Origin of the sequence: Pseudidiomarina insulisalsae (assembly GCF_003987065.1) — a bacterium.
GTDB classification, from domain to species: Bacteria; Pseudomonadota; Gammaproteobacteria; order Enterobacterales; family Alteromonadaceae; genus Pseudidiomarina; species Pseudidiomarina insulisalsae.
The window spans coordinates 18,611-37,684 of record NZ_PIPY01000002.1; the positions used below are offsets into that span (position 1 = coordinate 18,611).

Consider the following 19,074-nt stretch of genomic DNA (forward strand, 5'->3'; position numbering starts at 1 on the left):
TCAACATAGGATTTACGTTAGCCCAATAAAAAAGGCCAGTCGAGTTAGCGACTGGCCTTTTATGTTACAAATTACGTAACAAACTACGAACGCTTATTCTGCGTTATCGCCGTTGTCCTTTTCTTCGTTACCGAAGTTCAGTGCGTCAGCAAGTTGCTGCTCAGCTTCCTCTGCAGTCAGCTTCGGAGCTTCGCCCTGCGCTAATGCTTCCATACGCTTGCGCGCACGGTCGCGGTGGTAAGCGAAACCGGTACCGGCTGGGATCAGACGACCCACGATAACGTTCTCTTTCAGACCACGCAGTGGGTCTTGCTTACCCTGTACCGCAGCTTCGGTCAGAACGCGGGTCGTTTCCTGGAACGACGCCGCAGAGATGAACGACTCGGTCGACAGTGACGCTTTGGTAATACCCAACAGCTGACGCTCATAGGTCGCTGGGATCTTACCGTCGGCTTCCGCCTTCGCGTTCGCCGCCAATACGTCAGACAGTTCCATCATCTCGCCTTCGAGCAGTTCCGTTTCACCCGGGCTCAGGATAATCGCCTTACGCAGCATCTGACGAACGATCGTTTCGATGTGCTTATCGTTAATTTTTACACCCTGCAGGCGGTAAACTTCCTGTACTTCGTTGACGATATAGTTGGCCAACGCGCTTACACCACGCAGACGCAGAATATCGTGCGGCGCTTCAGGACCATCGGCAATGACTTCACCTTTGGTCACTTGCTCACCTTCGAAGATGTTCAACTGACGATACTTAGGAATCATCTCTTCGTACTGGTCGCCACCCTCAGCAGGAGTGATGATCAGACGACGTTTACCCTTGGTTTCCTTACCAAAGCTTACCGTACCGGTAATTTCGGCAAGAATCGCAGGCTCTTTCGGACGACGCGCTTCGAACAAGTCGGCAACGCGCGGCAGACCACCGGTAATGTCGCGCGTTTTCGAGCCTTCTTGTGGAATACGTGCAACCGTATCACCTACTTTCACTTCGGCATTATCTTCAAGGTTAATGATCGCGTTGCCTGGCAGGAAGTACTGCGCTGGCATATCGGTACCGGCGATATTCACGTCGTTACCTTTTTCGTCGACCAGTTTCACCATTGGACGCATGTCTTTACCGGCGCTGGTGCGCTGACCGGTTTCAAGTACTACGATACTTGACAGACCGGTGAGCTCGTCGGTTTGACGGGTCATCGTAACGCCATCAATCAAGTCGACGAACTTCAGACGACCGGCAACTTCAGTGATGATTGGGTGCGTATGCGGATCCCAGTTCGCCACGATTTCGCCAGCATCAACGCTGTCACCTTCGCTCTTCTTCAGTACCGCACCGTATGGCAGTTTGTAACGCTCGCGCTCGCGACCGTACTCATCGATTAACGTCAGTTCCGTTGAACGTGAAGTGATAACGATGTGGCCATCAGTGTTTTCAACATACTTCGCGTTATGCAGCTTCAGTGTACCTTTGTTCTTCACCTGAACACTGCTTGCCGCAGAGTCACGTGATGCCGCACCACCAATGTGGAAGGTACGCATGGTCAGCTGGGTACCCGGCTCACCAATCGACTGAGCAGCAATAACACCCACTGCTTCACCCTGATTCACGATGTGGCCACGGGCCAGATCACGACCATAACAGTGTGAACACACGCCAAAGTCGGTGTCACAGGTAATCACCGAGCGTACTTTCACTTCGTCAATCGAGTTTTGCTCTAACAGGTCACACATCTTCTCATCAAGAAGCGTATTACGAGTAATCAGCACCTCGTCTGAACCAGGCATCAGTACGTCATCACAGACGACGCGACCCAAGACACGCTCGCGCAGCGGCTCAACCACATCACCACCTTCAATCAGCGGCTTGATAAAGAGACCTTCGTGGGTACCACAGTCTTCCTCAACAATGACCACGTCCTGGGCAACGTCAACCAGACGGCGGGTCAGATAACCTGAGTTCGCAGTCTTCAATGCGGTATCGGCCAAACCTTTACGTGCACCGTGGGTCGAGATGAAGTACTGAAGTACGTTCAGACCTTCACGGAAGTTCGCAGTAATCGGCGTCTCGATGATGGAGCCGTCCGGCTTCGCCATCAAACCACGCATACCGGCCAACTGACGAATCTGTGCGGCACTACCACGAGCGCCTGAGTCCGCCATCATATAGACCGAGTTGAACGAGTCCTGCTCTTCTTCTTCACCTTCACGGTTGACCACAACTTCTTTCGAGAGGTTTTCCATCATTGCTTTGGAAACTTTCTCGTTCGCGGTCGACCAGATATCGATAACTTTGTTGTATTTCTCGCCGGCAGTCACCAAGCCCTGCTCGAACTGTTCCTGAATTTCAGCAACTTCTTCTTCAGCAGACTCAATGATGTCTTTCTTCGCGTCCGGAATGACCATGTCATCAATACCAACCGATGCACCCGCCACCATTGCATAATGGAAACCGGTGTACATAATTTGGTCAGCGAAGATAACTGTCGGCTTCAGACCCAGATCACGGTACGAGGTGTTCAACAACCGGCCGATCTGCTTCTTGCCCATCGACTGGTTAATCATTTCAAACGGCATACCTTCCGGTAAGATTAACGACAAAATGGCACGGCCAACCGTCGTATCATAAATCGTAGAAGTATGGGTACGCTCGCCTTCTTCACTGATGCTCACTTCGGCAAGGCGAACCTTGACGCGGGCGTGTAGCTCAGCAACGCCAGTACGGTAAGCTTTTTCTGCTTCCTTGGCGTTTTTGAAGACCATGCCTTCACCTTTCGCGTTTACTTTTTCACGCGTCATGTAGTAAAGACCCAAGACAACGTCCTGTGAAGGGACGATGATCGGGTCACCACTAGCTGGTGACAGGATGTTGTTGGTTGACATCATCAGCGCACGTGCTTCTAGTTGCGCTTCTAAGGTCAACGGCAAGTGAACCGCCATTTGGTCACCGTCAAAGTCGGCGTTATAGGCCGCACACACCAATGGGTGCAGCTGAATCGCCTTACCTTCGATCAGTACCGGTTCGAACGCCTGGATACCCAAACGGTGCAGGGTTGGTGCACGGTTTAGCATCACCGGGTGTTCTTTGATGACTTCGTCCAGCACGTCCCATACTTCAGGGATTTCGCGCTCAACCATTTTCTTGGCTGCTTTGATGGTCGTTGCCAGGCCACGGCCTTCCAACTTACCGTAGATAAACGGCTTGAACAGCTCCAATGCCATTTTCTTCGGCAGACCACACTGGTGCAGACGCAGCTTAGGACCAACAGTAATTACTGAACGGCCTGAGTAGTCAACCCGTTTACCAAGCAAGTTCTGACGGAAACGACCCTGCTTACCTTTGATCATGTCAGCAAGCGATTTCAATGGACGCTTGTTGGTGCCGGTAATGGCACGGCCACGACGACCGTTATCCAGCAGCGCATCCACCGCTTCTTGCAACATACGCTTTTCGTTACGCACGATGATATCTGGCGCAGCCAGATCAAGCAGGCGCTTCAAACGGTTGTTACGGTTGATCACACGACGGTAAAGGTCGTTCAGATCGGAAGTTGCGAAACGGCCACCGTCAAGCGGTACCAATGGACGCAAGTCAGGCGGCAGCACTGGCAGTACCTTCAGAATCATCCACTCAGGCTTGTTGCCTGACTGATGGAATGATTCAAGCAGCTTCAGGCGCTTGCTGATCTTCTTCCGTTTGGTTTCCGAGTTGGTTTCTGGCAGCTCTTCACGCAACTGTTTGATATCGGCTTCGATATCAATGTGGTGCAACAGGCTCAGAACAGCTTCGGCACCCATCTTGGCTTCGAATTCGTCGCCATGCTCTTCAAGTGCGTCGAGGTATTCTTCTTCAGTCAGAATTTGCCCACGCTCAAGCGACGTCATGCCTGCTTCAGTGACGACATAAGATTCGAAATACAGTACCCGCTCGATATCACGCAATGTCATATCAAGCATCAGGCCGATGCGGCTTGGCAATGATTTCAGGAACCAGATGTGCGCTACCGGGCTCGCCAATTCAATGTGGCCCATACGCTCACGACGCACCTTGGTCAATGTAACTTCAACGCCACACTTCTCACAGATAACGCCACGATGCTTCAAACGTTTGTACTTACCGCACAAGCATTCGTAGTCCTTCACCGGACCAAAGATACGCGCACAGAACAGGCCGTCACGCTCCGGCTTGAAGGTACGGTAGTTGATCGTTTCTGGCTTTTTAACTTCACCGTAAGACCAGCTACGGATCATGTCCGGCGAAGCAAGTCCGATGCGAATCGCATCGAACTCTTCAGTCTGGTTTAACGGTTTTAAAAACTTCAATAAGTCTTTCACGATTTATCTCCTGGCAATTAGCGTCCGGTGTGGTCTCAGTCCTGGTCCAACTCAATGTTGATACCCAGTGAGCGGATTTCCTTCAGCAATACGTTGAAGGACTCCGGCATACCAGCTTCCATGCGCAAGTCGTTGTCGACGATATTCTTGTACATCTTCGTCCGACCATTTACGTCGTCCGATTTCACCGTCAACATTTCCTGCAAGGTGTAAGCTGCACCGTATGCTTCCAATGCCCACACTTCCATCTCACCGAAGCGCTGGCCACCGAACTGTGCTTTACCACCCAGCGGCTGCTGAGTAACCAAGCTATACGAACCGGTAGAACGTGCGTGCATCTTGTCGTCAACCAAGTGGTTGAGTTTCAGCATGTACATGTAACCGACCGTTACATCACGCTCAAAGCGTTCACCAGTACGTCCGTCATACAGAGTGATCTGGCCTGACTCAGGCAGGTCACCAAGTTTCAGGAGTTCTTTAATTTCACTTTCAATTGCACCGTCGAATACAGGCGTTGCCGTTGGCAGGCCTTTCTTCAGGTTGTTCGCAAGACGCAATACTTCGTCATCGCTGAAGTCACTGATATCGACTTTCTGACGTGTGTCACCCAGGTCATAAACCTTCTGCAGGAACTCACGCATCTCAGCGACTTTCGCTTGGTGCTTCATCATTTTTTCGATCTTGGTACCGATACCACGAGCCGCTAAGCCCAGGTGGGTCTCAAGAATCTGACCGATGTTCATACGCGAAGGTACACCCAACGGGTTAAGTACGATATCGACCGGGTTACCGTCGGCGTCGTAAGGCATGTCTTCAACCGGCTGAATGGTTGAGATAACACCCTTGTTACCGTGACGACCCGCCAGCTTATCACCTGGCTGGATGCGACGACGGACCGCAAGGTAAACCTTAACGATTTTCAGTACACCTGGCGCAAGGTCATCACCCTGGGTGATCTTGCGACGCTTGTTCTCGAACTTGGTGTCGAAATCGTTACGCAGTTCTTCGTACTGCTGAGCAATCTGCTCAAGCTGTTGCTGTGCATCTTCATTTTTCAGGTTCTGCGTCAACCACTTGCTTTGCTCAAGGCCGGCAAGTTTCGACTCGTCGAAGCCGTTTGCTAACAGCAGGCTGCGCGCACGCTCAAAGATACCGCGCTCAAGAATCTTGAATTCGTCGGTTAAATCTTTCTTCACCTGTTCAAGCTGCATGTTCTCGATATCAAGTGCACGCTTGTCTTTTTCGACGCCGTCACGGGTGAATACCTGAACATCAATAACAGTACCGGTGACACCATTAGGTACACGCAGTGAACTGTCTTTCACGTCCGAGGCCTTTTCACCGAAAATGGCACGCAGTAGTTTCTCTTCCGGAGTCAGCTGCGTTTCACCTTTTGGCGTTACCTTACCAACCAGAATGTCACCACCGCTTACTTCGGCACCCACGTAAACCACGCCCGACTCGTCAAGCTTGTTCAGGGCGGACTCACCGACGTTTGGAATGTCAGAAGAAATTTCTTCTGCACCCAACTTGGTGTCACGCGCCACACAGCTTAATTCCTGAATGTGGATGGTGGTTAAGCGATCTTCCTGAACCACACGCTCCGAGATCAGAATCGAGTCCTCGAAGTTGTAACCGTTCCACGGCATGAACGCCACGCGCAGGTTTTGGCCCAGCGCCAGGTCACCCATATCGGTTGACGGACCGTCGGCCAGTACGTCACCGCGAATCACCGGCTCACCAACATTCACAGTTGGGGTCTGGTTAATACAGGTGTTCTGGTTCGAACGGGTGTACTTAATCAGGTTATAAATATCGATGCCCGCTTCGCCTGGCACCATTTCTTCTTCGTTCACTTTCACCACGATACGGCTGGCGTCAACTTTGTCGACGACACCACCACGTTTCGCCACGACCGTAACACCTGAGTCAACCGCTACCGTGCGCTCTATACCGGTACCTACCAGCGGCTTATCTGCGCGCAAGGTTGGTACCGCCTGACGTTGCATGTTCGAGCCCATCAAGGCACGGTTCGCATCGTCATGCTCAAGGAACGGAATCAGGCTCGCAGCGATCGAAACGATCTGCTGTGGCGACACGTCCATGTACTGAACCTGCTCTTTTGACATCAGGGTCGTTTCGTTCTTGTGACGACACGGCACCAGGTCTTCGGTCAGTTCACCTTTATCATTGGTCTTCACGTTCGCCTGAGCGATAACGTACTGACCTTCTTCAATCGCTGACAGGTAGTCAACGTCGTCAGTTACGACACCGTTTTCAACGCGGCGGTACGGCGTTTCAAGGAAACCATACTCGTTGGTACGGGCAAAGGTCGATAATGAGTTGATCAGACCGATGTTCGGACCTTCCGGAGTTTCGATTGGACATACGCGACCATAGTGGGTCGGGTGTACGTCACGTACTTCGAAACCTGCGCGCTCACGCGTCAGACCGCCCGGACCTAAGGCCGAGATACGACGCTTGTGCGTGACTTCTGACAACGGGTTGTTCTGATCCATAAACTGCGACAACTGGCTTGAGCCAAAGAACTCTTTCACCGCAGCGCTAATTGGCTTCGCGTTGATCAGGTCCTGCGGCATGATGTTGTCCAGATCACCCAGGCTCAGACGTTCTTTCACAGCGCGCTCTACACGCACCAGACCGACGCGGAACTGGTTCTCTGCCATTTCACCCACCGAACGAATACGACGGTTACCAAGATGGTCAATGTCGTCAACCTCATCGATACCGTTACGGATTTCGATCAGCTTGCGCATGACATCAATGATGTCTTCGTTGGTCAGCGTACCCGGACCGGTCAGGTCTTCACGACCTAAACGACGGTTGAACTTCATGCGACCTACTGCCGACAAGTCGTAACGGTCATCACTGAAGAACAGGTTGTCGAATAACGCTTCGGCAGCTTCCTTGGTAGGTGGCTCGCCAGGACGCATCATGCGATAGATTTCAACCAAGGCTTCCAGACGGTTACTGCTTGGGTCAATGCGCAGAGTTTCGCTCATGTATGGCCCATGATCGAGGTCATTCACGAACAGCGTTTCAAATTTCTTAAAGCCTGCTTCACGCAGCTCCGCCAACAACTCAAGGGTCAGTTCAGCGTTCGCTTCCGCAACCACTTCACCGGTCTTCTTGTTAACGTACTCTTTCGCCAGCACTTTACCAACCAGGTACTCAAGTGGTACTTCCATTTCTGGCTGATTAAGGCCTTCAATTTGTTTGATATGACGCGCGGTAATGCGACGGCCTTTTTCGACGATGGTTTCGCCATCATCGTTTTTAATATCAAACTTCGCAGTTTCGCCACGCAGACGCTCTGGCACCAACTGCATAAATACTTTCTTGCCACGGAATTGGAAATACGTGGTCTCGAAGAACATCGCCAGGATTTCTTCGGTAGTGTATTCCAAAGCACGCAGAATAATTGACGCCGGTAATTTACGACGACGGTCAATACGCACGAACACGTTGTCCTTCGGGTCGAACTCGAAGTCTAACCATGAACCACGGTAAGGGATCACACGCGCGTTATACAGAACTTTTCCTGACGAATGGGTTTTACCCTTGTCATGGTCAAAAAACACGCCCGGCGAACGGTGCAACTGAGAAACGATAACACGCTCGGTACCGTTAATAACAAAAGTACCGTTATCAGTCATTAATGGGATTTCGCCCATGTAGACCTCTTGCTCGCGCATATCTTTAACTGTACCTGCGGCAGCTTCTTTATCATAAAGAACCAGACGCAGTTTCACTCGCAATGGAGCAGAATAGGTAATACCGCGAATTTGACATTCCTGAACGTCAAATACCGGCTCACCTAAGTGATAGCTCACGTACTGCAACTCCGAATTGCCTGAATAAGCGGCAATCGGGAATACTGAGCGAAAAGCTGCTTCCAGACCATTGTTGGCTTCTGGATCCAGCTCAATAAATTTTTTGAATGAATCTAATTGGATTGACAACAAGTAAGGTACTTCAAGTACATGAGGTCGCTTACCAAAATCCTTGCGAATACGTTTTTTCTCAGAGTAGGAGTACGCCATGGGGTTCCTCAGCTAGCTGATTGATGACCCTAACCACCGGGGAGTCGATGGTTAAAAACAAACTTGTTAAAGCTTGTCGTTCCCGTTTTTGTCACCGCGAGCATGCACCCCAATAACGGGCAAAAATGATACATGCTTAACAGCGCAAAAAGCCTGGTGACTCAAAAAGTCACCAGGCCCAGGCCTATGCGGCCAGTTTTTGTGTCAGTCGTTGCTTATTTAACTTCAACTTCTGCACCAGCTTCTTCAAGCTGCTTTTTCAGTTCTTCAGCGTCGTCTTTGCTGATGCCTTCTTTAACGGCAACAGGTGCAGACTCAACCATAGCTTTCGCTTCTTTCAGGCCAAGACCAGTTGCTGCACGAACTGCTTTGATCGCGCCAACTTTGTTTGAACCAGCTGATTTCAATACTACGTCGAATTCAGTTTTCTCTTCTGCAGCTTCAGCAGCGGCAGCTGGACCAGCAGCTACTGCAACAGCAGCAGATGCGTCAACGCCGAATTTCTCTTCTGCAGCTTCAATCAACTCTACCAGTTCCATTACTGGCATTTCAGCGATTGCATTCAAGATATCTTCTTTAGTAAGAGCCATAACTCTAAACTCCTGGGTTAAAAATTACAAAAAATTGGTTAAAAAAACCGCTTCTATTTAGCGTCTTTAATTGCCGCCAGCACACGCACAAACTTAGTAGGCACTTCGTTAACTGTACGAACGAACTTACTAACAGGTGCTTTGAAGGTGGCCAGCAATTTCGCCAATGCTTCGTCACGCGTCGGAAGTGATGCTACTGCATCAAGTTTGTCTGCACCCATTACACCGCTACCGATGTGAAGTGCAGTTACTTTCAGGTGCTTGTTTTCTTTAGCGAAGTCTTTGAACAAACGAGCTGAAGCGCCCGGTGCGTCCAAAGAAAAGCCATAAACAAGTGGACCTTTCAGTACTTCGTCCATGTCGTTGAACTGCGTACCTTCAAAAGCACGTTTCGCCAGGGTATTCCGAATAACTTTCAGATATACGCCTTGCTCACGCGCTTTACGGCGCAGCACGGTCATGTCCGCAACTTCCATACCGCGATACTCAGCAACAGCGACGGATAGAGCGTTTGAAGCAACTTCGTTAACTTCTTTAACGATTGCTTTTTTTGCTGCTAAACCTAGTGCCACTGATATCACCTCTTTTTTTAGTTCTTGGCAGAGCCGCGAACTATCGTTACACATAGGCAGACCGGAACTGCATCTGCCACGTTGTCACGGTGAATCTCTTACCCAGAGAGTCTGAGCCGGATTACACCATCTGCGCAGGAAATTAAGTGTCGCTAATCATTTCTTCGCAGAAATCACCGCGAGACACCTGCGGTCTTGGACGGGAGCCACATTCACTTAGCTTCTACACTGAAGTGGCGACTCCAACCCACAAACCTTTACTTAGTCTCCAACGAACCTTGGTCGATGGCTACGCCAGCACCCATCGTTGTCGACAAGCTAACTTTCTTGATGTACTGACCCTTGGCTGAAGAAGGCTTCGCTTTCTTCAGAGCAGCCAGTAATGCTTCTAAGTTTTCTTTCAGTTTGTCGTTATCGAAATCAACTTTACCGATAGTCGCGTGGATGATACCCGCTTTATCGTTACGATAACGAATCTGACCCGCTTTCGCGTTTTGAACCGCAGTGGCAACGTCAGGTGTTACGGTACCAGTTTTCGGGTTTGGCATCAGGCCACGTGGACCTAAGATTTGACCCAACTGACCGACCACACGCATTGCGTCAGGAGAAGCGATAACAACGTCAAAGTCCATTTCGCCTTTCTTAACTTTCTCTGCAAGGTCTTCCATACCTACCAGGTCAGCACCTGCTTCTTTCGCTTTGTCTGCGTTGGCGCCGCTGGTGAATACAGCTACGCGAACGTCACGACCGGTACCGTTAGGCAGTACAGTTGCACCACGAACGTTTTGATCAGATTTACGAGCGTCGATGCCGAGGTTGACGGAAACATCAACGCTTTCTTTGAATTTTGCAGTTGCCAATTCTTTCAAAAGAGTGATTGCTTCGTTGATTTCATAATCACGAGCTTCAACTTTCTCTTTGATCAGGCGAGCGCGCTTGCTTAATTTAGCCATCTTACAGACCCTCCACATTCAGGCCCATCGCACGAGCTGAACCGGCGATAGTGCGTACTGCTGCGTCAAGGTCAGCCGCTGTTAAGTCTGGCTCTTTAACCTTGGCGATTTCTTCCAACTGAGCACGGGTAACAGTACCCACTTTCTCAGTGTTTGGACGACCTGAACCACTCTTGATACCTGCAGCTTTTTTCAGCAAGAATGCCGCTGGAGGAGTCTTGGTGATAAAAGTGAAAGAACGGTCTTCGAAAACTGTAATTTCAACTGGAACTGGCGCGCCTTTTTCAAGCTCCGCTGTTGCCGCGTTGAATGCTTTACAGAATTCCATGATGTTCACACCGTGCTGACCAAGTGCTGGACCAACAGGAGGTGACGGGTTTGCTGCACCAGCTGCGACTTGCAGCTTGATGATAGCGCTAACTTTCTTAGCCATGTTTTATACCTCTTGGTTTGGGTCTAACGCCTTGTAAGTCTTCAATTTTCGCACCTGCGAAAACCAAGGGGTGACTTACTCAAACGGCTCCCCGACGTAAAAAAGGAGGCGAAGTATAGCTCTTCTCGCCCCCAATTGCAATATATAAACGCAAGAGCGTTCCTGGATATTAGTTACTGGTTATTGGTTGCAACTATTAACCAATATCCAATAACGAGTAACGCTTTTGGTTTTTAAGCTTTTTCTACCTGGCTGAATTCGAGTTCTACTGGTGTGGCGCGGCCGAAAATCGAAACCGATACCGTCAGACGGCTCTTCTCGTAATCGACGCTTTCAACGGTACCGTTAAAGTCTGCAAACGGACCATCGTTAACGCGTACCACTTCACCTGGTTCGAACAGGGTCTTCGGCTTCGGCTTGTCGACTGATTCTTGCAGGCGATTCAGGATAGCGTCTGCTTCTTTTTGCGTGATCGGCGTTGGGCGATCTTGTTTACCGCCAATAAAGCCCAATACGCGTGGAATGCTTTTCACCAGGTGCCAGGTCTCGTCGTCCATGGCCATTTCCACCAGCACATAACCCGGGAAGAATTTGCGCTCGCTCTTACGGCGCTGGCCGGCTTTCATCTCGACCACCTCTTCGGTAGGAACCAGAACTTCACCGAACTTGTCTTCCATGCCGTGCATTTTGATATGCTCACGCAGTGACTGCGCGACACGGGATTCGAATCCTGAAAAGGCTTGTACTACGTACCAACGCTTTTTAACTTCGCTCATCGCTTAAAACTCCAGTCCGGTGAAGAAACCAACTACGCGCACCAGAATCGCATCCATGCCCCAAAGAATCAATGACACAATGGCGGTTGCGACAACAACGATAATAGTTGTCTGAGTGGCTTCCTGACGTGTTGGCCATACTACACGACGCACTTCGGTGCGGCTTTCTTTGGCAAAGCTACGGAAACGGCGGCCTTTATCGGTCATACCGGCAACAATACCTGCAATCGCAACAAGCACGACCACGGCGATAGCGCGGTACAGTACTGAAACTGTTTCACCGTAATAGTAGTTGCCTATTACAGCAGCAGCTAACAGACCGATAGCGATGATCCACTTGATGCTATCGAATGAACTGCTTTGCGTTTCGGAAGTAGCACTCATTATTCAATCCTGTATTTATTAAAAACCCGGTTATTCGTTATTCGTTATTCGTTATTCGTTATTCGTGAAAACTAATAACGACAAGCGTAGCGTTCGAGTAACGAATAACGCTTTTGAATTTCATGGCAGGGGTGGAGGGATTCGAACCCCCAACCGTCGGTTTTGGAGACCGCTGTTCTACCAATTGGAACTACACCCCTAACTTTTCCCGTAAAAACGCCGGAAAATGGACGCTGTATTATACCGATCAAGGCGCTTAAAACAAGAGCGTTGTTGGTTATTGGATAATGGATATTGGTTACTGGTTATTGGTTTGCAGTATCTAATATCCAGTAACCATTAACGGGGTTGCCTTTGACAACGAAAAAAGGGAGCCGAGGCTCCCTTTTCAATTGCGTCAGATAAACGCCGCGCTATTAATCTAAGATTTTAGAGACTACGCCCGCGCCTACTGTACGGCCACCTTCACGGATTGCGAAGCGTAAACCTTCGTCCATCGCGATTGGGTGAATCAGGTCAACAACAAATTTCAGGTTGTCGCCTGGCATGACCATTTCCACGCCTTCTGGCAGCTGTACTGCACCAGTTACGTCAGTTGTACGGAAGTAGAACTGTGGACGGTAACCTTTGAAGAATGGAGTGTGACGACCGCCTTCTTCTTTGGTCAGTACGTACACTTCTGCTTCAAACTTGGTGTGTGGAGTGATTGAACCTGGCTTCGCCAGTACCTGGCCACGCTGGATCTCGTCACGCTTGGTACCACGCAACAACGCACCGATGTTCTCACCTGCACGACCTTCGTCAAGCAGCTTACGGAACATCTCAACACCCGTTACGGTAGTCTTAGTAGTGTCTTTGATACCAACGATTTCTACTTCGTCACCCGTGCGAACGATACCACGCTCTACACGACCGGTTACTACAGTACCACGACCTGAGATTGAGAATACGTCTTCGATTGGCATGATGAACGGCTTGTCGATATCACGCTCTGGCTCTGGAATGTAAGTATCCAGTGCTTCTGCCAACTCAAGGATTTTCGCTTCCCACTGCTCTTCGCCTTCCAGTGCTTTCAAAGCTGAACCTTGAATAACTGGCAGGTCGTCACCTGGGAAGTCGTACTCAGAAAGAAGTTCACGAACTTCCATCTCAACCAGCTCTAACAGCTCTTCGTCGTCAACCATGTCACATTTGTTCATGAATACAACGATGAAAGGTACGCCTACCTGACGTGACAACAGGATGTGCTCACGTGTTTGTGGCATTGGGCCGTCAGTTGCAGCTACTACCAGGATAGCGCCGTCCATCTGCGCAGCACCGGTGATCATGTTTTTCACATAGTCAGCGTGTCCAGGGCAGTCAACGTGTGCGTAGTGACGCGTTGGCGTGTCATACTCTACGTGTGAAGTAGAGATGGTGATACCACGCGCTTTCTCTTCTGGAGCGTTATCGATGGCGGCGAAGTCTTTCGCTGAACCACCGTAGGTTTTTGCCAATACGGTTGTAATGGCAGCAGTCAGAGTAGTTTTACCATGGTCAACGTGGCCGATAGTACCAACGTTAACGTGCGGTTTGGAACGTTCAAATTTTTCTTTTGACATGACAGCCTCTCTTTGGACAACGTACGGTGGTTTAACACCAGCAATAGTCAAGTTAATTACGTAACCGAACGAATGAGCTGAGGGGATGGACCGAAGAGATGGTGCTGATAGGCGGATTTGAACCGCCGACCTCACCCTTACCAAGGGTGCGCTCTACCAACTGAGCTATATCAGCACTAACAGATTATTGGAGCGGGTAGTGGGAATCGAACCCACATCATCAGCTTGGAAGGCTGAGGTAATAGCCATTATACGATACCCGCATGCCTTGAATCGGGCCACCTCAAACCATTCTGAACTCACCGCATTCAACAGATGCAAATTGGTGGAGGGGGCAGGATTCGAACCTGCGAAGGCTGAGCCGTCAGATTTACAGTCTGATCCCTTTGGCCACTCGGGAACCCCTCCAAACAAATTTTGAGTTGGTGCCGGCACCAAGAGTCGAACTCGGGACCTACTGATTACAAGTCAGTTGCTCTACCAACTGAGCTATGCCGGCACCCCGGTTAGGTGGAGCGCATTCTATTGTATCGATTTTGATGATGCAATAGCTAATGCCGATTTTTTTACGATTCTGCGTTTGTTTGGTTAATTTGCGAACGGATGGCGCAAAATAATCGTTTCAGCGCGGTCCGGACCTGTCGAAATAATGTCCACAGGAACACCGGTTAAAACTTCAATACGCTTGATATACGCAAGCGCTGCTGTCGGCAATTCTTTATGTTCAGTAATACCTACAGTGCTTTCATCCCAACCTGGCATGGTTTCATACACAGGCTCAACACAGTCGTAGTCTTCTGCCGCCAACGGTGGGTACTCGGTCACCGAACCATCAGGCAGCTTATAACCAATACAGATCTTCAGTTCTTTCAGGCCATCTAAAACGTCAAGCTTGGTCAGACAGAAGCCACTGACGGAGTTAATCTGTACCGCGCGGCGGGCCGCCACCGCATCGAACCAACCGGTACGACGCTTACGTCCGGTGGTAGCACCGAACTCATGGCCTTTTACGCCCAGGTGCTCACCGACATCGCAGTCAAGCTCAGTTGGGAATGGGCCGCTACCAACACGGGTCGTGTAGGCTTTAACGATGCCCAGCACGTAGTCGATATAACGCGGGCCAAAGCCGGCGCCGGTAGACACACCGCCTGCGGTGGTATTCGATGAGGTTACATACGGGTAAGTACCGTGGTCGATATCCAGCAAGGTACCCTGCGCGCCCTCAAACATAATGTTCTCACCCGCTTTACGGGCATCATCCAGTAGCGCCGGGATATCAGCAACCATGCCTTCGAGCTGTTGGGCAATCTCACGACAATAGGCAAGTACTTCCTCAACGTCGACCGCTTCCACCTGATAGTAGTTGGTCAGGGTAAAGTTGTGGAATTCGACCACTTCGCGAAGTTTTTCTTCAAAGCGACTGAAGTTAAATAAGTCACCCACTCGCAGCCCGCGACGTGCAACCTTGTCTTCATAGGCTGGACCGATACCACGGCCGGTGGTACCAATTGCTTTGTTACCGCGCGCTTTCTCACGCGCCTGGTCCAAGGCTATATGGTAAGGCAGAATCAACGGGCAAGCCTCACTAATCAACAAACGCTCAGCAACTGGAACGCCGCGCTTTTCAAGCATTGCGATTTCTTCCATCAGCGCTTCCGGCGATAACACCACGCCATTACCGATGACGCATTTTACGTTGTCACGCAAAATGGCAGATGGAATTAAATGAAGAACGGTTTTCTCGCCATTAATTACCAGCGTATGACCAGCGTTATGGCCCCCCTGATAGCGAACCGCTAACGAAGCTTTGGCGGTAAGTAAATCGACAATCTTACCTTTACCTTCGTCACCCCATTGTGTGCCGAGAATTACGACGTTTTTACCCATGATTTGTGATACCAGCGTTACTGTTGAAAAAACAGGCGGCGATTTTAACAGGTATTTACCGGCTTCGGTAGCCCAACCCGCCTAGCTTAATGCTTTTTTCAAACAGTCAAAGTCGTCTGCGTCATGGTACAGGGCAAAACCAAAACGTAAGCGCTTACCGCGGTAATCAGTTTCCACGCCTTGCGCGCGCAATTGCGCGGCAAATTCGGCAACCTGCCCGGCACTTTCCAGCGCGAAGGTAAAGAAATGCCCATGCTGGTCGGCGTCATGTAAGAGCAAGGTCTGCCGGTTCAATAGCGGATGCTGCACGTCATCAAGCATTGCCAGGAAGTTTTGCTGCAAGCGTTGTACATGCTGGTGAATTGCATTAATCGTCAGGCCGTCGTCGTGCCACCACTGTAAAACCGCTTCAAGTCGATAGAGCGCGCTGTAGTCCATGGTAGCGCCGGCGAATCGCATGCCATCGTCGGCATAGCCAACCGGGCCCTGCTGCGGCTTCGCTAAATTCGCAAAGTCAGCAAACCAGCCGGTATATTCCGGGCGCAATAGTGTACCTTGCGGAACGCTCATAAAGCAGCAGCCTTCGCCGGCTTGCAGATATTTGTAGCTTCCGGCCAGATAAAAAACCCTGTCTGCAACATCTTTCAGCGAGGTAGGTAGTGCGCCACACCCGTGGTAACCGTCGATCACCACCTGCGTCTGCTCAGGTACCAGATGCAGCCAGTCGTCCACCCAGGGCGCAACGACCCCCGAGTTAAAAAAGACCTGGCTGATAAAAATAAGATCATAGCTTCCCGCGCGAAGGGCTTTTTCCCACCGCTGGCCAAAAGTTGCAAAAGGTTCGCAAGCCACGCGCTCGACCGTCACATTGCCGCGCTCTTCAATGCGTCGCAACTGGCGCGAAAAACTATGAAACTCTCCATCGGTGGTGAGAATGCGCAGCGGCTTACCGGCATCAAAACAACTAAAGATACGGTACACCAGCTCATGGGTATTGGGGGCAAACACGAACTGTTCGGGATGTGGATGTCCCAGCATCTGTGCCAGCAATTGCTGCACCCGCGGAATCCGCTCACCAAAGATAATATCCCACTTCTGGTCGGCCCCCTGCGCGCTGTCCTGCCAGTAAGCAAGGTGCGCTGCTCTGGTCACGTCAGGCCAATAGTGATGGCTATGAGGCGAACAATGAAGCGTTTCAGGGTGCTCAGCCAAAAAATAAGAATAAAACTTTTTAAAGGACATAAAAAAAACCAACTGCGTTAGTGGATATTAGATATTGGATATTAGAAAAGTGATTCACCAATAACTAATATCCAATATCCAACAACGCTTTTGCTTTTCAAAAAAGAAAAGCCGGCGTGAGCCGGCTTTGCTGTTAGCTTCCTGAGATGTTCTTCAGGTATTTAAAGAAGTCGCTGTCTGGCTCAAGCACCAGCACATCGTTGCCGCGCTCGAAGCTCTTCTCATAAGCCTGCAGGCTACGGATGAACTGATAGAACTCAGGATCCTGCTGGTAGGCTTCAGCGTAGATGCCGGCAGCTTCCGCGTCACCTTCACCGCGAATCTCGCGCGATTGACGGGTGGCATCAGCGAGCATTACCGTTACCCGTGCGTCGACATCAGCACGGATAAACTCAGCCTGCTCACGACCTTCAGAGCGGTGTTCGCGGGCAACAGCCTCACGCTCAGCACGCATACGCTGGAAAATCGACTGACTGACTTCGGTCGGCAGGTTAATCTGCATCACGCGCACGTCAATCACTTCGATACCTAATTCCTGCGCACTGTCAGCACCACGAATCAAGGCTTCGCGCATCAGGTTATCACGCTCGCCTGAGACGATTTCCTTAATGGTACGGCTACCAAACTCAGCGCGTAGACCACTGTTCACCCGACGGGTCAACAAGGCTTCCGCCTGGGCCTGGTTACCACCATTGGTCGACAGATAATAATTAGCGAAGTCAGAAATACGCCACTTCACGTAGGTGTCGACGATAAGATCTTTCTTTTCACTGGTAACGAAGCGATCCGGGTCACCATCGAGAGTTTTAAAGCGCGCGTCGAGCCGCTTTACTTGCTCAATCAATGGTAGCTTAAAGTGCAGTCCCGGCTCATAAACTGTCGGAAGACCCGTATCTGCATCCCGCTGTACTTTACCAAACTGAATTACAATTGCTCGTTGTCCCTCATTCACCACGAACAGCGATGAGAAGCCGAGAATTACAGCAATAATCACTAATACGGCAATTAAATTTTTCATGATTTAGCCTCGACCTCCGTTAAAACGATCACTGGTGCGGCCGGTTCTGTTCGAACTAGCGTCCTGACGGACGTCAGGGTTACGGGTCTCGCTTGGTGAAGTACTGCCCTGCCCGTCTGCCATGCCTGCCGCGCCACTGACATTTTGACGTTGGCGCTCAAGAATTTTATCTAATGGCAGATACATCATGTTGTTACTGCCCTCAACATCGACCATGACCTTGGCGGTGTTAGCGTAGATCTTTTCCAACGTCTCCAGATACAAACGGTCGCGCGTTACTTTAGGTGCAGCCTCATACTGTGGTAACAGCTCGTTAAAGCGCGCGATTTCACCTTGCGCTTTTAAGATTTGCTGCTCGCGATAGGCTTGCGCTTCTTGCAGAATCCGGCGTACCTGACCCCGTGCAGTCGGTTCTTTTTCCCGCGCGTAGGCTTCAGCTTCGCGGATAAAACGCTGCTCGTCCTCTTGTGCCGCAATAGCGTCATCAAACGCATCTTTCACTGCTTCGGGTGGACGTGCCGGCAACAGGTTCACATCAACAATCTGAATACCCAGCTGATAAGGCGCTACGATATTTTCCAATAACTCAAGGGTTGCGGTGCGAACATTTTCCCGACCCACGGTCAGAACTTCATCCATAGTGGTATGACCGACAACGTAACGCAACGCACTGTCAGTTGCCTGTGCCAGGCTATTATCGGCGTCCTCTACGGCGTACAGATAATCGCGCGGGTTGATAACGCGATACTGCACGTCCAACTCGACATGCACCACGTTCTCGTCCTGGGTCAGCATGAAGCCTTCCGACTGGAACTGGCGGACATTACTTACATCGACCATTTGGACTGTATCGACAAAAATCGGACGCCAGTGCAGGCCTGACTCAACCAGGTTATGGAAGTTACCAAAACGCAGAACAACGCCACGCTCTGCTTCTTTTACGGTATAGAAGCCAGCAATAAACCAGACCACCACCAGTAATACAGCAATGATACCCACGCCTTTACCGGGGAAGCCACCACCTGAAGACGACTTGCCGCCGCCCTTTTTGCCCGAGCCGCCAAGGCCGAGCTTATTTAATAAATTGCGCACCGCTTCATCAAGGTCAGGTGGACCCTGATCGCGGCCGCCTTGGTTTTTCCATGGATCACGGTCATTGTTATTACCGTTTCCCGGTTGATTCCAGGCCATTGACTACTCCAACTATCGATCGAGTTAATAA

The 19,074-nt window shown here is 50.5% G+C and carries 13 protein-coding genes and 5 tRNA genes; all 18 read right to left on the minus strand.

Features of this window, described 5'->3' with window-relative positions; translation table 11 throughout:
• Positions 1 to 93 precede the first annotated feature (93 nt).
• The 18 genes from rpoC to hflK all read right to left on the minus strand — a co-directional run bounded on the left by rpoC (position 94) and on the right by hflK (position 19,043).
• The gene (gene rpoC, locus CWI71_RS01645; RefSeq protein ID WP_126753527.1) at positions 94 to 4,332 is read right to left on the minus strand and encodes a DNA-directed RNA polymerase subunit beta'; all 4,239 of its coding nucleotides are present in this window, start codon (positions 4,330 to 4,332) and stop codon (positions 94 to 96) included.
• Between the two features lie 35 nt (positions 4,333 to 4,367).
• Positions 4,368 to 8,396, minus strand: coding sequence for a DNA-directed RNA polymerase subunit beta (rpoB, locus tag CWI71_RS01650; RefSeq protein ID WP_126753528.1), 4,029 nt, complete (start codon positions 8,394 to 8,396; stop codon positions 4,368 to 4,370).
• A gap of 215 nt (positions 8,397 to 8,611) precedes the next feature.
• Entirely contained in the window at positions 8,612 to 8,986 is a 375-nt protein-coding gene (gene rplL, locus CWI71_RS01655; protein WP_126753529.1) for a 50S ribosomal protein L7/L12, read from the minus strand.
• 53 nt (positions 8,987 to 9,039) lie between these two features.
• Complete coding sequence (gene rplJ / locus CWI71_RS01660) at positions 9,040 to 9,558, minus strand: 50S ribosomal protein L10 (RefSeq protein ID WP_126753530.1); 519 nt, start codon at positions 9,556 to 9,558, stop codon at positions 9,040 to 9,042.
• 257 nt (positions 9,559 to 9,815) lie between these two features.
• A complete protein-coding gene (gene rplA, locus CWI71_RS01665) occupies positions 9,816 to 10,511 on the minus strand; it encodes a 50S ribosomal protein L1 (protein ID WP_126753531.1) in 696 nt (231 codons plus the stop codon).
• A gap of 1 nt (position 10,512) precedes the next feature.
• Positions 10,513 to 10,944 carry a 50S ribosomal protein L11 gene (rplK, locus tag CWI71_RS01670; RefSeq protein WP_126753532.1) on the minus strand — a complete coding sequence of 144 codons (432 nt, stop codon included), beginning with the start codon at positions 10,942 to 10,944 and terminating at the stop codon, positions 10,513 to 10,515.
• A 233-nt stretch (positions 10,945 to 11,177) separates the two neighbouring features.
• The gene (gene nusG, locus CWI71_RS01675) at positions 11,178 to 11,720 is read right to left on the minus strand and encodes a transcription termination/antitermination protein NusG (RefSeq protein ID WP_126753533.1); all 543 of its coding nucleotides are present in this window, start codon (positions 11,718 to 11,720) and stop codon (positions 11,178 to 11,180) included.
• Positions 11,721 to 11,723: 3 nt separating this feature from the next.
• Positions 11,724 to 12,104: a preprotein translocase subunit SecE gene (gene secE / locus CWI71_RS01680; protein WP_126753534.1), complete on the minus strand. Its 381-nt coding sequence runs from the start codon at positions 12,102 to 12,104 to the stop codon at positions 11,724 to 11,726.
• 123 nt (positions 12,105 to 12,227) lie between these two features.
• Positions 12,228 to 12,304, minus strand: a tRNA-Trp gene (locus CWI71_RS01685).
• A 216-nt stretch (positions 12,305 to 12,520) separates the two neighbouring features.
• Positions 12,521 to 13,705: an elongation factor Tu gene (gene tuf / locus CWI71_RS01690; RefSeq protein WP_126753522.1), complete on the minus strand. Its 1,185-nt coding sequence runs from the start codon at positions 13,703 to 13,705 to the stop codon at positions 12,521 to 12,523.
• A gap of 99 nt (positions 13,706 to 13,804) precedes the next feature.
• Positions 13,805 to 13,880, minus strand: a tRNA-Thr gene (locus CWI71_RS01695).
• A 13-nt stretch (positions 13,881 to 13,893) separates the two neighbouring features.
• Positions 13,894 to 13,968: transfer RNA gene (locus tag CWI71_RS01700), tRNA-Gly, on the minus strand.
• Positions 13,969 to 14,028: 60 nt separating this feature from the next.
• Positions 14,029 to 14,113 (minus strand) — tRNA-Tyr (locus tag CWI71_RS01705).
• A 15-nt stretch (positions 14,114 to 14,128) separates the two neighbouring features.
• Positions 14,129 to 14,204: transfer RNA gene (locus CWI71_RS01710), tRNA-Thr, on the minus strand.
• A gap of 89 nt (positions 14,205 to 14,293) precedes the next feature.
• A complete protein-coding gene (locus tag CWI71_RS01715; protein WP_126753535.1) occupies positions 14,294 to 15,592 on the minus strand; it encodes an adenylosuccinate synthase in 1,299 nt (432 codons plus the stop codon).
• Between the two features lie 81 nt (positions 15,593 to 15,673).
• On the minus strand, positions 15,674 to 16,744 hold the full coding sequence (locus CWI71_RS01720; RefSeq protein WP_241967576.1) for an aminotransferase class V-fold PLP-dependent enzyme: 1,071 nt from the start codon (positions 16,742 to 16,744) through the stop codon (positions 15,674 to 15,676).
• Between the two features lie 223 nt (positions 16,745 to 16,967).
• A complete protein-coding gene (gene hflC, locus CWI71_RS01725; RefSeq protein ID WP_126753537.1) occupies positions 16,968 to 17,852 on the minus strand; it encodes a protease modulator HflC in 885 nt (294 codons plus the stop codon).
• A 3-nt stretch (positions 17,853 to 17,855) separates the two neighbouring features.
• Positions 17,856 to 19,043 carry an FtsH protease activity modulator HflK gene (gene hflK, locus CWI71_RS01730; RefSeq protein WP_126753538.1) on the minus strand — a complete coding sequence of 396 codons (1,188 nt, stop codon included), beginning with the start codon at positions 19,041 to 19,043 and terminating at the stop codon, positions 17,856 to 17,858.
• Between the last annotated feature and the right edge of the window lie 31 nt (positions 19,044 to 19,074).

What these genes read in the sequence shown, in the direction of transcription:
- rplK (WP_126753532.1), bottom strand. Translation starts at nt 10,944, where the DNA reads ATGGCTAAGAAAGTTAGCGCTATCATCAAGCTGCAAGTCGCAGCTGGT.
- hflK (WP_126753538.1), bottom strand. Translation starts at nt 19,043, where the DNA reads ATGGCCTGGAATCAACCGGGAAACGGTAATAACAATGACCGTGATCCA.
- secE (WP_126753534.1), bottom strand. Translation starts at nt 12,104, where the DNA reads ATGAGTGCTACTTCCGAAACGCAAAGCAGTTCATTCGATAGCATCAAG.
- rpoB (WP_126753528.1), bottom strand. Translation starts at nt 8,396, where the DNA reads ATGGCGTACTCCTACTCTGAGAAAAAACGTATTCGCAAGGATTTTGGT.
- nusG (WP_126753533.1), bottom strand. Translation starts at nt 11,720, where the DNA reads ATGAGCGAAGTTAAAAAGCGTTGGTACGTAGTACAAGCCTTTTCAGGA.
- tuf (WP_126753522.1), bottom strand. Translation starts at nt 13,705, where the DNA reads ATGTCAAAAGAAAAATTTGAACGTTCCAAACCGCACGTTAACGTTGGT.
- rplA (WP_126753531.1), bottom strand. Translation starts at nt 10,511, where the DNA reads ATGGCTAAATTAAGCAAGCGCGCTCGCCTGATCAAAGAGAAAGTTGAA.
- CWI71_RS01715 (WP_126753535.1), bottom strand. Translation starts at nt 15,592, where the DNA reads ATGGGTAAAAACGTCGTAATTCTCGGCACACAATGGGGTGACGAAGGT.
- hflC (WP_126753537.1), bottom strand. Translation starts at nt 17,852, where the DNA reads ATGAAAAATTTAATTGCCGTATTAGTGATTATTGCTGTAATTCTCGGC.
- rplL (WP_126753529.1), bottom strand. Translation starts at nt 8,986, where the DNA reads ATGGCTCTTACTAAAGAAGATATCTTGAATGCAATCGCTGAAATGCCA.